The 11,363-nt window shown below is 56.5% G+C and carries 13 protein-coding genes; 3 read left to right on the top strand and 10 right to left on the bottom strand.

Translation table 11 applies throughout. The annotated features are described in order from the left end of the window. Nucleotides 1-88 precede the first annotated feature (88 nt). From CLU80_RS26325 to CLU80_RS26305, 5 genes are all read right to left on the bottom strand, one after another. Nucleotides 89-391: a hypothetical protein gene (locus tag CLU80_RS26325; RefSeq protein WP_099758854.1), complete on the bottom strand. Its 303-nt coding sequence runs from the start codon at nucleotides 389-391 to the stop codon at nucleotides 89-91. Nucleotides 392-494: 103 nt separating this feature from the next. After that, nucleotides 495-935, bottom strand: a complete 441-nt coding sequence (locus CLU80_RS26320; RefSeq protein WP_099758853.1) for a hypothetical protein — start codon at nucleotides 933-935, stop codon at nucleotides 495-497. Between the two features lie 121 nt (nucleotides 936-1,056). Continuing rightward, nucleotides 1,057-1,449, bottom strand: coding sequence for a hypothetical protein (locus tag CLU80_RS26315; RefSeq protein WP_093437884.1), 393 nt, complete (start codon nucleotides 1,447-1,449; stop codon nucleotides 1,057-1,059). A 157-nt stretch (nucleotides 1,450-1,606) separates the two neighbouring features. Beyond that, nucleotides 1,607-2,071, bottom strand: coding sequence for a PM0498 family protein (locus CLU80_RS26310; protein WP_099758852.1), 465 nt, complete (start codon nucleotides 2,069-2,071; stop codon nucleotides 1,607-1,609). 144 nt (nucleotides 2,072-2,215) lie between these two features. Further along, the gene (locus CLU80_RS26305) at nucleotides 2,216-2,713 is read right to left on the bottom strand and encodes a hypothetical protein (RefSeq protein WP_099758851.1); all 498 of its coding nucleotides are present in this window, start codon (nucleotides 2,711-2,713) and stop codon (nucleotides 2,216-2,218) included. Between the two features lie 270 nt (nucleotides 2,714-2,983). Between CLU80_RS26305 and CLU80_RS26300 the strand changes: the two genes are divergently transcribed. Genes CLU80_RS26300 through CLU80_RS26290 form a run of 3 tightly spaced genes read left to right on the top strand, consistent with a single transcriptional unit; the run spans nucleotide 2,984 to nucleotide 8,447 of the window. After that, nucleotides 2,984-4,228, top strand: coding sequence for an exonuclease SbcCD subunit D C-terminal domain-containing protein (locus tag CLU80_RS26300; protein WP_099758850.1), 1,245 nt, complete (start codon nucleotides 2,984-2,986; stop codon nucleotides 4,226-4,228). Then, on the top strand, nucleotides 4,225-7,866 hold the full coding sequence (locus CLU80_RS26295; protein ID WP_099758849.1) for an AAA family ATPase: 3,642 nt from the start codon (nucleotides 4,225-4,227) through the stop codon (nucleotides 7,864-7,866). Before CLU80_RS26300 ends, CLU80_RS26295 begins: the two co-directional genes overlap by 4 nt. Next, complete coding sequence (locus tag CLU80_RS26290) at nucleotides 7,863-8,447, top strand: glutathione S-transferase (protein WP_099758848.1); 585 nt, start codon at nucleotides 7,863-7,865, stop codon at nucleotides 8,445-8,447. The genes CLU80_RS26295 and CLU80_RS26290 overlap by 4 nt, the downstream gene beginning before the upstream one ends. Before the next feature lie 137 nt (nucleotides 8,448-8,584). Here CLU80_RS26290 and CLU80_RS26285 read toward each other — a convergent pair whose 3' ends face one another. The 5 genes from CLU80_RS26285 to CLU80_RS26265 form a co-directional block, all read right to left on the bottom strand. Further along, nucleotides 8,585-8,842 carry a hypothetical protein gene (locus CLU80_RS26285; protein WP_093437845.1) on the bottom strand — a complete coding sequence of 86 codons (258 nt, stop codon included), beginning with the start codon at nucleotides 8,840-8,842 and terminating at the stop codon, nucleotides 8,585-8,587. After that, nucleotides 8,839-9,051 carry a hypothetical protein gene (locus tag CLU80_RS26280; RefSeq protein WP_093437841.1) on the bottom strand — a complete coding sequence of 71 codons (213 nt, stop codon included), beginning with the start codon at nucleotides 9,049-9,051 and terminating at the stop codon, nucleotides 8,839-8,841. The genes CLU80_RS26285 and CLU80_RS26280 overlap by 4 nt, the downstream gene beginning before the upstream one ends. 360 nt (nucleotides 9,052-9,411) lie before the next feature. Beyond that, nucleotides 9,412-9,591 carry a hypothetical protein gene (locus tag CLU80_RS26275; protein WP_007917967.1) on the bottom strand — a complete coding sequence of 60 codons (180 nt, stop codon included), beginning with the start codon at nucleotides 9,589-9,591 and terminating at the stop codon, nucleotides 9,412-9,414. Between the two features lie 156 nt (nucleotides 9,592-9,747). Continuing rightward, nucleotides 9,748-10,923, bottom strand: a complete 1,176-nt coding sequence (locus CLU80_RS26270; protein WP_099758847.1) for a lactonase family protein — start codon at nucleotides 10,921-10,923, stop codon at nucleotides 9,748-9,750. Then, on the bottom strand, nucleotides 10,920-11,222 hold the full coding sequence (locus CLU80_RS26265; RefSeq protein ID WP_095050106.1) for a DUF5629 family protein: 303 nt from the start codon (nucleotides 11,220-11,222) through the stop codon (nucleotides 10,920-10,922). Before CLU80_RS26265 ends, CLU80_RS26270 begins: the two co-directional genes overlap by 4 nt. Nucleotides 11,223-11,363: the final 141 nt, after the last annotated feature.

Genomic DNA, 11,363 nt, shown 5'->3' with positions numbered 1-11,363 from the left:
AGTTCCTACAGAGGGTATGTGTAGACGCTGCCGAAGGCTGCGATCTTTCGATTTTGCTTTAGGGAAAAAAGGCTGAAGACAATCGGAATCAATAGTCGAATTTCGTTTTCACTTGTTCGCCTTCGCGATAGGAGAGAACAAATGCCTTCCAGGGCTCACCGCGAGCGACTGCATGCTCGTGTAATTTTTCTACAAGCGCATAGATTTTCGAATGGTTGAAATCAGTTTCAGCATCCCAGATTTCTGAGCCATTTTTTTCAACAGCGAGGTCTGCCTCCATATAGTTACCCCCCCATTCAACGCGGTATCGAAAGGCGTCATAACCGTGAACAATTCCGGCCTCAACCAGCTGAAAAATGGCTGCCACAAGTTCAAAATCTTCAGCAATCACTCTCTCTCCTCCGGAAATTGATTGTTCCAATCATCCCCTCTTCTAAGTGGATCCCTCAGGGACAGACCACGTTTTTATTTAAACGAGGTCTGTCCCAGTATCCTCAGTGATCAAACACAGAACGAATATGTTCCGTGAGTCCAATTAAATCCTCGTATGCCACTGGACCAAGTAAAGGTTCATGAATGGACAAATAGGCCGCTGCCGTCATGTTTGCTTGCAAAGCACATTCACCCACGTCCCACAACCTTGACGGTGCAATCATCCAGTTAATCCCAGGTAGCCCTTCTCGTGACCGGCCAACAAGCGACCATGGTAAAGACCCCTTGTAGCCTTCCACGGCGGCCTTTAACTTGTCGATATCAACCTTGCTAATACACTCAAACCTGAAAGCGATGAAGGGTGGCAGCGCAGAATGATCCTCCCGCTGCATTTCATTCGCGACCCTTACTTTTGGAAAACGCTGTTGATACTTTTGCCACTCCAATACGCCAATTTCAGCAATAACATTCAGGAGATGGCCTTCTTCATTCACAACTGTCATAAATTAAAGACCTTTGATCCCTCGAGACAGACCACGTTTATTTAAATGTGATCTACCCCATTACCCCCTCTGAGAAAAAAACAGGTCGCAGAAGCTTTTAAAGCTCATTATAAACCGCCACTTATTCAATCATCTTCTTATACACCACAAGATCGTGATCCCTAACGGCGTATATTGATTCATATTGAAAGGACAGCAGAAAACGGTTATTCATGGCCCCTGCCAACGCCGCCATGAACTCATCCAGATCATTTGCACTTTCTGCCAATGTACTTATCGGGCAATGCACAACCAACCTTGCGCCTATTCGCCAACCCAAGGGATCTACTTGATCTGTGCCTATATCCTCCAGAGTGGCATGCTGGGTGTATACAAAAAAAGCATTTGATTCTGGAAAACTCCCGGAGAACTCAGAATCATCAGCGTCGACTGACGCTCCCAGTGCTCTCAGGACATCTATTAGTTGCTCGACACGGGGGCAACCCTCAAATTCGAACACCATCATTATGCTCATGGCTTGTGCACCTCAATTACTCTGAACTGGCCATCTTTCAACAAATAAAGTTTCTTAAGATCTTTCAATGGATACTCCGCTATATTTTTTTGAGCAGAACCGGGGACAGACCACGTTTATTTAAACGTGGTCTGTCCCATTTACCCCCGTTAGATGTTCATACTCCGTATGCCTCAAGAAACCCGTTGTCATTCGATTCAACGGTAAGCACTGCGTCCTCATACCCCTCAAGGTCATCGCTCAGCCAGGTTTCCCCTGGGCGCAGCAGATGAAACTTCACCGTCGCATCGAATTCGTCACCCGAAATGACTCCCTGCAGAACTCCCGGCATACATGACTTGTTCCACGTCTCAAAAACTAAAGACAGATAGGAGCACGCGCATGCCAAAAAATCAGCGTTTACAAAATCATCGGCATGGATCGAATTTACGAAACATTCATATCCCGTTCTATCTAGGAAACTCTTCAGGCTTACGTGCTTCTGGAAGCTCTCCAGACTCGCCAGAAAAACACAGCCATCCCGTTCCACGAAACCGGACCTTGCGATATCCGCCAACTCGCCGTCCAGAGAAGCACGTCCCGCACGAACGAGCATTTGCTCCATTTCACTGTTAAGTTTCACACACTTCCCTCAAGCATCACGCCACTCCGCCAAGCACCAGGTGCTGCACGGGTGTATAGCGCACGGATAGATGCCACTCATCCAAAGACGAGAGTTTTCTCGAAGTCCCATAAAAATCCGCCTCTTGCTCCAAGTCCTGACGTCTCATGTTCCGGCTCCCAAACTCAGTGGCCCAACCTGGTAGAAAGTAATATTCGGGCCATAGTTCTGCTCTGAGTTCGACACCTCTACACAGAAGATCTTCTCTGGAAACTTCTCTTTCAGCACCATGCGCCACGAAAAACCAATCACATTGCACAATTGAAGAAAAACATCATCCGAAACATCACGGGCACCCTGACCAAAAACGTCATAGATCCTCACAACATTCAATAACTGCTCAGTCTTTGAAAGATCACCGGAGGCAAGGGCAAAACACGTGTCGAACACTTCGTCTGAAAAATTTCGTCCTAAAAATACACCACCCTCGACTACCACAAAGTCAGGGAAGAGCATAGTGGAAAACATCAAAACATGGTCGGGCCTGCATTGATCAAAGATGTACGAATGAACATCCAGGTCTTCTTGGCTAGACCATTGTTTTTTCCAGGAACAATACGCTTGGGTGTCAGTAACAGAAGGTATCGAATTGACCCGTTTCATTGCACTTGCTCCAAACTCTATATCGCTGTGTGAGCTATCGTGGCGCGGAGGTGGAAGCCCGACGGATTGTTCGACTTCAAAATGATATCAATATAGTGGCTCAATGGTAGGTAACCGGCGTTGGGTCGTCAATGAAGGGATTCGTCGAAATGCCCGGCTACGTCCCGTCCGGACAAGCCCCCCCGCCGCAATAATCTGTAAACTCTCCCCTCTTTCGCCGCCCTTCATTTCCTCGCGGCCATCACCTCTTTAAATGTTGCGGAGTCCACCTTGCGTCTGTTCCACACCTCCGACTGGCACCTTGGGCAAAACCTGCACGGCCAGGAGCGCGATTTCGAGCATGCGTGCTTCCTCGAATGGCTGCTGCGCCAACTGCAACTGGCGCAGCCGGATGTGCTGTTGATCGCCGGGGACATCTTTGACACGGTCAATCCGCCGGTCAAAGCCCAGGAACGCCTCTACGACTTCATCGTCAGCGCCCACGAACAGCAGCCGTTGCTGACCATCGTGATGATCGCTGGCAACCACGATTCCGGTTCACGGATCGAATTGCCCGCGCCGCTGATGCGCCGTTTGCGCACGCATGCGCTGGGGCGGGTGCTATGGCTGGATGACGGGCAACTGGATGCCGAACGCTTGCTGTTGCCACTGCCAAATGCCCAAGGCGAAATTGCCGCGTGGTGCCTGGCGCTGCCGTTCCTGCGCCCGGCGGAAGTGACCGGCGCGCATCTGGGCGACAACTATCTGCGGGGTATCGGTCAGGTGCATGAATGGCTGATCGAAGCGGCCAACGCCAAGCGCAAACCCGGTCAGGCATTGATTGCTATCAGCCACGCACACATGGCTGGTGGTTCGGTGTCAGAAGACTCCGAGCGCAGCCTGATCATCGGTAACGCTGAAGCCCTGCCCGCCAGCCTGTTCGGGCCGAGCATCAGTTATGTCGCCCTCGGCCATTTGCACAAGCCGCAGAAGGTCAACGGTGAAGAGCGCATCCGCTATAGCGGTTCGCCGATTCCGTTGTCGTTCTCGGAGATCGGCTATCAGCACCAGATTCTCGACGTCACCCTCGACGGCGAAACCCTGGTCAGCGTCGAGCCGAAACTGATCCCGCGCTCGGTCAATCTGCAGCGCATCGGCCCGGCACCGCTGGCCGAAATCCTGCTGCAACTGGCGGACCTGCCGAACGTCGATCTGCTCGCCGAAACCCAACGCCAGCCGTGGCTCGAAGTGCGCGTAACCCTCGATGAACCGCAGCCGGATCTGCGCCATCAAGTGGAAAGCGCCCTGCAAGGCAAAGCTGTGCGCCTAGTGCGTATCGCCGCTGAATACGCCGGTAATCGTGGTGCTGACGGCGTCGAAGACGGCACCGCGCTGATCGAACTCGACCAGCTCACTCCGCAGGAACTGTTCAGCCGCGCTTGGCTCGACAACTATGGCAGCGAGGTCGACGAGCAAACGCTGAAGGACTTCGCCGAACTGCTGCAAGACGTACAACTGGAGGGCGAGCAGCCATGAAGATTCTCGCCATTCGTTTGAAGAACCTCGCCTCGCTGGCCGGGCCGTTCGAAATTGATTTCACTGCTGAACCGCTGGCCAGTGCCGGTTTGTTTGCGATTACCGGCCCGACCGGTGCGGGTAAAAGTACTTTGCTCGACGCCTTGTGCCTGGCGCTGTTCGGCGCCGTGCCGCGCCTGAACAACACTGGCCGTGACGCCAAGGTTCCGGATGCCGACGGTGAAATCGCCACTGGCGACCCGCGCACCTTGCTGCGTCGCGGTACCGGCGAAGGTTATGCCGAAGTGGATTTCGTCGGTGTCGATGGCCGTCGCTATCGGGCACGTTGGGAAGCTAATCGCGCCCGCGAGAAGGCCGGCGGCAAGTTGCAGGCCAGCCGGCAGAGCCTGCGCGACATCGATCAGGATCAACTGCTCGCCAGCCAGAAAGGTGAATACAAAACTCAGCTGGAAGCTGCACTCGGCCTGAACTTCGAACAGTTCACCCGCGCCGTGCTGCTGGCGCAGAGCGAGTTCAGCGCGTTCCTGAAAGCCGACGACAACGACCGCAGCGAACTGCTGGAAAAACTCACCGATACCGCGCTGTACACCCGTCTCGGCCGCCGCGCCTTCGACAAGACTAAAGAAGCCCGCGAAGCGCATAAGCTTTTGCAGGATCAGGCGACCGGCGTGACCCCGTTGGCGCCCGAAGCGCGGGCCGAGTTGGATGAGCGCTTCAACGCCGCGCAACAGCAAATGAAGTTGCAGCAGGCGCAGCTCAAACAGCTTGAGCAACAGCACGGCTGGCTCAAGGATTTGCGTGTGTTGCAGGACGCGCAGCAAGCGGCCGCCGAGCAATTGCACAGCGCGCAACAGCATTCGGAAAGTCTGGCCGGCGAGCGGGTGAAACTGACGCGACTGGAGCAGCTCGGCCCGCAGCGGCATCAGTTCGCGCGCAAAAGCGAACTCGATGCCCTGCTGACGCCACTGGCCGCGCAAATTGCCGCGCACACCCGGCAACATGCCGAACTGACTGAGCGCCAGACGCAACTGGAGCAGAATCTCGAAGCAGCGAAAGTCGCTCTGAGCGAAGCGCAACAACGGCAAAGTGAAAACGCGCCGCTATTGCGTCAGGCCTTCGAAGAGCAAAGCACCCTCGCCCGTCTGGCCAAGGATGTCGCGCAAAGTACCGAAGCCAGGCTCAATGCGCAGCAGGCTTGCACCGAGGGCCAGAATGCCATTCAAGCCTTGCTGGATAAACAGACCCAAGTCGCCGAACGCCTACAACGCATCGCCGCTGAGCTGGAGCAAAGTACCCATCTGGCACCACTGAGTGATGCGTGGAATGCCTACCGCGATCGCCTGCAACAGTTGATGTTGATCGGCAATCGCTTGAACAAGGGCCAGACCGAACTGGCGAGCCTCGAAGAAAACGCCACGCGCAGCGCCGCAGAGCTGACCACGCAAAAGCAGCAACTGGAAGTACTGTTCAAAGAGGCCGGCGCCGAACCTGATGCCGTCGCTGAGCAGATCGGCATCCTCGGCACGCTGTTGCAGGACAACCGCAAGCAACTGCGCGCCTTCGAAGATTTATCACGCCTGTGGGCCACGCAACAGGATCTGGAAAAGCGCAGCGCCGAGTTGCAACAGCGCCAGCTCAGCGCCCAGCAGGAACGCGAACGTCTGACTCAGGACGGCGTGAAAACCAAAGCCGAGCTGACCGTCGCCGAGCAAACTCTCAACGTCACTCGCGAACTGCTTGAACGCCAGCGTCTGGCGCGCAGTGCCAGTGTCGAAGAATTGCGCGCGCAGTTGCAGGACGATCAGCCGTGCCCGGTCTGCGGCAGCAACGAGCATCCCTATCATCAGCCCGAAGCGCTGCTGCAAAGCCTTGGTCGTCATGATGAAAGCGAGCAGGCCAACGCCCAGCAAGTGGTCGATCAGCTCAAGGAAAAACTCACTGAACTGCGCGCCGAAGTCGTTGGCGTCATTGCTCAGCAGAAAGAACTGCTGCAACAGCAGGAACAACTGGCCGCCCAGCAGCAAGCGTTGGCGCCGAGCCTCGACGCGCATCCGCTGTCCACGCAGTTGTTCAATCAGGACGCCGACAAACGCGATGCCTGGCTCGCCCGGCAAAACGAGCAACTGAACCAGAGCATCACTCAGGACGAACAACGCCAGAACGCCCTGCTCACCTTGCAACAGGGTGCCGCGCGGCTGACCCAGCAATTGCGTCAGGCCGAAACCGCGCACCAGCAAGCCGCGCAGCACCTGAGCAATCAGCAGCGCGAGCTGAGCAGCGACCGTCAGCGTCTCGACGAAGAACTCAGCGCGTTCGGCAGTTTGTTGCCGGCCGACACCCTGGAAGCCTTGCGCCAGGAACCAGCCGCGACGTTCATGCAGCTTGACCGGCAGATCGCCGAGCGCCTGGCGCAAGTCGAGCAGCAGAAAGAAGAACAGGCCGAGCAGCAACAGCGCCAACAGACGCTGGAGAAAGAACAGGATCGCCAGCAGACCCGCGCACAGCAGTTGCTCAGCGCCGAACAGCAATTCACGGCACTCACCGAGCAACAGCAAGCCTGCCAGCAAAAACTCGCCCAGTTGCTTGGCGAGCACAGCAGCGCCGAGCACTGGCAGCAGCAGCTCGAGCAAGCGGTCGAACAGGCGCGCAATGCCGAAACCGCTACCGCGCAGGAACTGCAAAACGTGCGCACGCAACTCGTGCAGATCGCCGCCGAACTCAAGGCGCAGCAAGAGCGTTTGCAGGCACTGGAAAACGAAGAGCAGGACCTGGCCGGCAAAATTGCCGACTGGCGCGCCCGCCACCCGGAGCTGGATGACGGTGGCCTCGAAGATCTGTTGCGAGTCGATGACGGGCAAGTCGCCGAACTGCGCCAGCGCTTGCAGCACAACGAAAAAGCCATCGAACAGGCCAAGGTGTTGTTGCAGGAGCGTGATCGCTTGTTGCTCGATCATCAGGCGCAACACAACGGCAATCTCGATGCCGAACAACTGGCCAGCGCCCTCACCGACCTGCAGAACCAGTTCAACCTCAGCGAGCAACAGTGCGCCGAACTGCGTGCCGAGCAGGTCGAAGACCAGCGCCGGCAAAACGCCAATCAGGCGCTGGCGCAGCAGATCGCCTCGGCCTATGCCGAATATCAGCGCTGGGCGCGATTAAGTGCCTTGATCGGTTCTGCGACCGGCGACACCTTCCGCAAGATCGCCCAGGCCTACAACCTCGACCTGCTGGTGCATCACGCCAACGTGCAGTTACGCCAACTGGTCAAGCGCTATCGCCTGAAACGCGGCGGCAGCATGCTCGGCCTGCTGGTGATGGACACCGAGATGGGTGATGAACTGCGCTCGGTGCATTCGTTGTCGGGTGGCGAGACGTTCCTGGTGTCGCTGGCGCTGGCGTTGGGCCTAGCATCGATGGCCTCAAGCACGCTGAAAATCGAATCGCTGTTTATCGACGAAGGCTTTGGCAGCCTCGACCCGGAGTCGCTGCAACTGGCCATGGATGCGCTGGACGGTTTGCAGGCGCAGGGCCGCAAAGTTGCGGTGATTTCCCACGTGCAGGAAATGCACGAGCGGATCCCGGTGCAGATTCAGGTGCAGCGTCAGGGCAATGGTTTGAGCACGCTGGAGGTGAAATGAACACGCTGTACTCCTTCCGCCGCTGCCCGTACGCGATGCGCGCGCGAATGGCGCTGCGTTATTCGGGTGTGCCGGTGGACATCATCGAAGTTAGCCTCAAGGCCAAGCCGGCCGAGATGCTGGCGATCTCGCCCAAAGGCACGGTGCCAGTGCTGGATGCCGGTGGGCAGGTGATTGATGAGAGTCTGGAGATCATGCGCTGGGCGTTGGCGCAGAATGATCCGGATAGCTGGCTGCTTGAGAATGATGCGCGGATTGCTGAATTGATCGACGCGAATGATCAGGGGTTCAAGATGCACTTGAATCGCTATAAATACGCCGAACGCTACCCGGAGCAGCCGATGGAAGTTTATCGGGCTGAGGGGGCGTTGTTCTTGCAGAGGCTGGAGGAGCTGCTGACCGATCGCGATTACTTGCTGGCTGATCATCCGAGCCTGGCGGATATCGCCCTGCTGCCCTTCGTTCGGCAGTTCGCCCATGTTGATCGTGAGTGGTTTGCGCAGACGCCTTATGTTCGCTTACAGACCTGGTTGCAGCGCTTCCTCGAGTCCGAGCTCTTCACTTCGATCATGAAGAAATAACCCTTACCTTCCTGCTTTGATCGTTCCCCACGCTCTGCGTGGGAATGCCTCAAGGGACGCTCTGCGTTCCAATCGGACGCGGAGCGTCCGGGGCTGCATTCCCACGCGGAGCGTGGGAACGATCAACTCCTACAGGGTCAAGCCAGCGCTTGGCACATGCCCAGTGCCATGCAATCTATCTCGAACGGCCCGAGAAAATCGGCCGAGACTTTTACCGGTGGATTGCCGGCCATCAGCCCCAGGGTATTCGCCCGTTCGATGTTGTGCGCGATGGTGTGATTGGCCTCTATGGCGCGGGCCAATGCACCTACCGAACCTTGGCCGATACCCAATAATGAAGCGCCGTTGGTGAAGAACGCTAAACCGGCGACAACCCAAAGTCTGTAGCCTTTCATGCTCCGCCAACTCCTGCGAGTTCAGCCCGGTCGACCATCACGCTTTGCGAGCGAACTTCGAACTGCACGCCGGGGTGGGCAACTTGAATCGGCGCTTCAAAACTGTGTTCCATCTGCGAGGCGATGCTGACGACCAACACCACGGCCAAGTAAAGACCGATGGCCAGATAGGCGCCGCGTTTGGCTGAATGAAGGATTGCGCTGGCCATGGTGTTCTCCCGTGGGCATGTTTCGATGCCCACAGAATCAATCAAAAAAGCCGTGGCAACCACTCAGGGTTTTCCATAGTAAACATCAGCTTCGTTGATTATTTAGCCAGTCTATTTACGTGTTGAAGAAAACCTATCAGGCCCATTTTTCGATTCGCCCACACACAAAAGCTGCCGAAGGCTGCGATCTGTTGAGTTTGCTGTACGGATCGTTACCACGCTCTGCGTGGGAATGTAGCCCGTGACGCTCCGCGTCACTGGACGCAGAGCGTCCCTAGAGGCATTCCCACGCAGAGCGTGGGAACGATCAACAAATTCAACAGATCGCAGCCTTCGGCAGCTGTGGTCGAGGCGAAGATTTCAGTGTTGGGCTTTGTGATCCAGAGCGGCGTAGAAGTTGGCGCTCTGTTGCAGGTATTTCTGGGTGTAGCTCTGGGTGTGGGATTTTTTGCTGTTGATTTCAACGTTGGCACTGGCTGGCAGTACAACGGTAGCGGAGATGGCGGAAGCGGCAATCACGGAGAAGAGATTGAAGTTCATGGCGGTAACCCTCGTGTTCGGTTGGCTTGTTTGCCCGGTTGGGCCGTGAAGCAAACTTAACGCTCGAGGGTTGATCGCTTGAAATGCTTTGTAGCATTACCCGATATCAGCGCGATTAATACAAAGAGGCAGGCCCCGTAAACCGGGGCCTGTGGCTTATTGTCGCACTAGAAACTTGAGGTCGCTCGGCGCGTCCATCGGCAGTTTCTGCACGGTTTTGCCGAGCAGACCGGTCTTGCCATCGCGCTCGACGACGACAATTTCGTTGCTCTTCTGGTTGGCGATCAGCAGGAACTTACCGCTCGGATCAAGGCTGAACTCGCGCGGGTGATCACCTTCCACCGAGCGCTTTTGCAGTTCTTTGAGCTGGGCACTCACCGGATCAATCGCAAAGACCAGCAGTTGATTGGCGGTGCCACGGTTGCTGACGTAGAGGAACTTGCCATCCGCCGAGGCGTGCAGCGCCGCCGCAGCCTTGTCCGAAGTCGGCTGGCCGGCGGCCAGATCGACCAGTTGCGTCTGGGTCAGCACGCCATCGTGGTAGTCGAACACCGCGACCTGCGCGCTCATTTCCATGGTCAGCCAAGCGTGTTTACCGTCAGCACTGAACAGCAAATGACGCGGGCCGCTGCCGGCCGGCAAGGGCACTGCAGCGGTCATCGCCGGCGTCAGCGGCAAGTCCGGGTTGGCCTTCGGATCGAACAGGTAAACGAAGACTTTGTCCGCGCCCAGATCGTTGGAGAACACGTAGCGGCCGTCAGGCGAAGAAACCGTCGAGTGCACGTGGTTGGAGGCCTGGCGCTCAAGATTGATCCGGCTCGCCGGGTGCGCGCTCATCTGCACGACGGGTTTGAGTTTGCCGTCGGCACCGACCGGCAATACCGCCAGCGTTCCACCCGGATCTTCCATCACCGAATAGTTGCTGACGAACAAGTGGCTGGCATCACCACTGAGGCTCGAATGGGTCGGCTCGTTGCCCAGGCTCTGCACTTGATTGATCAGGGTCAGCGTGTGGGTTTTCGGATCGATCGAATAGCTGCTGACACGGCCAACCGGGTCTTTCTGGCCCGGGCCGTTTTCGTTGACCACGAACAGGCGACGCTGGTCTTTGGACAGGGTCAGCCATGACGGGTTTTCGCTCTTGACCACCTGTAGCGGTTTGGCGGCGATCTGGCCGGTGGCACTGTCGAAGTTCATTCGATAGAGGCCCTGGCTGGTGTTGGCGGTGTAGGAACCGACCAGCAACTGGAAGTTCTCGGCGGATGCGCTGGAAAGCCCCATGGCACCGACGCTGCCGGCCATCAGCAGCGGCCAGAATTTACGCATTTTCATTGATTGTCATCCTCGTCATCGCTGCTGCTGACTACGTCGCCATGACAAACCAAGCGGTGTTCGCCGATCGCTTTGGTTTCATTGAAATAACCGACGATCAACCAGCTCTGCAAAGAGTCGTCGAAAGTTGCAGCGGCAACCTGAACCGGGGTGAATTCCCAATGCTTGGCCGCTCGGCCGTCGATGCATTCGATGTGCAGATTGTCGTCTTCATCGAGGAAAAATTCGAAGGCGTGCAAGCCGTCGATTTCGACCATATCGGATTGTTCGAGGACGTCGAGAAGGGTTTGGGCAGTCATGGCAAACAGTCTTTCTAGGGGGGAAAGGGCCAATGATAGCTCAATGTGATCCAGAGGCCTTATGGGAACCCTTGTGGGAGCGAGCCTGCTCGCGAATGCGGTGTGTCAGGCCATGAAAGGCTGACTGAAAGAATGCATTCG

The sequence above is a fragment of the Pseudomonas sp. 29 genome (assembly GCF_002754355.1).
Classification (GTDB): Bacteria; Pseudomonadota; Gammaproteobacteria; order Pseudomonadales; family Pseudomonadaceae; genus Aquipseudomonas; species Aquipseudomonas neuropathica.
This window is presented reverse-complemented; position numbering and strand designations above follow the sequence as displayed.

Bases quoted from the DNA above. Each gene is read 5' to 3' on its own strand.
- CLU80_RS26320 (WP_099758853.1), bottom strand. From the start codon at position 935: ATGACAGTTGTGAATGAAGAAGGCCATCTCCTGAATGTTATTGCTGAA.
- CLU80_RS26315 (WP_093437884.1), bottom strand. From the start codon at position 1,449: ATGAGCATAATGATGGTGTTCGAATTTGAGGGTTGCCCCCGTGTCGAG.
- CLU80_RS26305 (WP_099758851.1), bottom strand. From the start codon at position 2,713: ATGAAACGGGTCAATTCGATACCTTCTGTTACTGACACCCAAGCGTAT.
- CLU80_RS26295 (WP_099758849.1), top strand. From the start codon at position 4,225: ATGAAGATTCTCGCCATTCGTTTGAAGAACCTCGCCTCGCTGGCCGGG.
- CLU80_RS26290 (WP_099758848.1), top strand. From the start codon at position 7,863: ATGAACACGCTGTACTCCTTCCGCCGCTGCCCGTACGCGATGCGCGCG.
- CLU80_RS26285 (WP_093437845.1), bottom strand. From the start codon at position 8,842: ATGAAAGGCTACAGACTTTGGGTTGTCGCCGGTTTAGCGTTCTTCACC.
- CLU80_RS26280 (WP_093437841.1), bottom strand. From the start codon at position 9,051: ATGGCCAGCGCAATCCTTCATTCAGCCAAACGCGGCGCCTATCTGGCC.
- CLU80_RS26275 (WP_007917967.1), bottom strand. From the start codon at position 9,591: ATGAACTTCAATCTCTTCTCCGTGATTGCCGCTTCCGCCATCTCCGCT.
- CLU80_RS26270 (WP_099758847.1), bottom strand. From the start codon at position 10,923: ATGAAAATGCGTAAATTCTGGCCGCTGCTGATGGCCGGCAGCGTCGGT.
- CLU80_RS26265 (WP_095050106.1), bottom strand. From the start codon at position 11,222: ATGACTGCCCAAACCCTTCTCGACGTCCTCGAACAATCCGATATGGTC.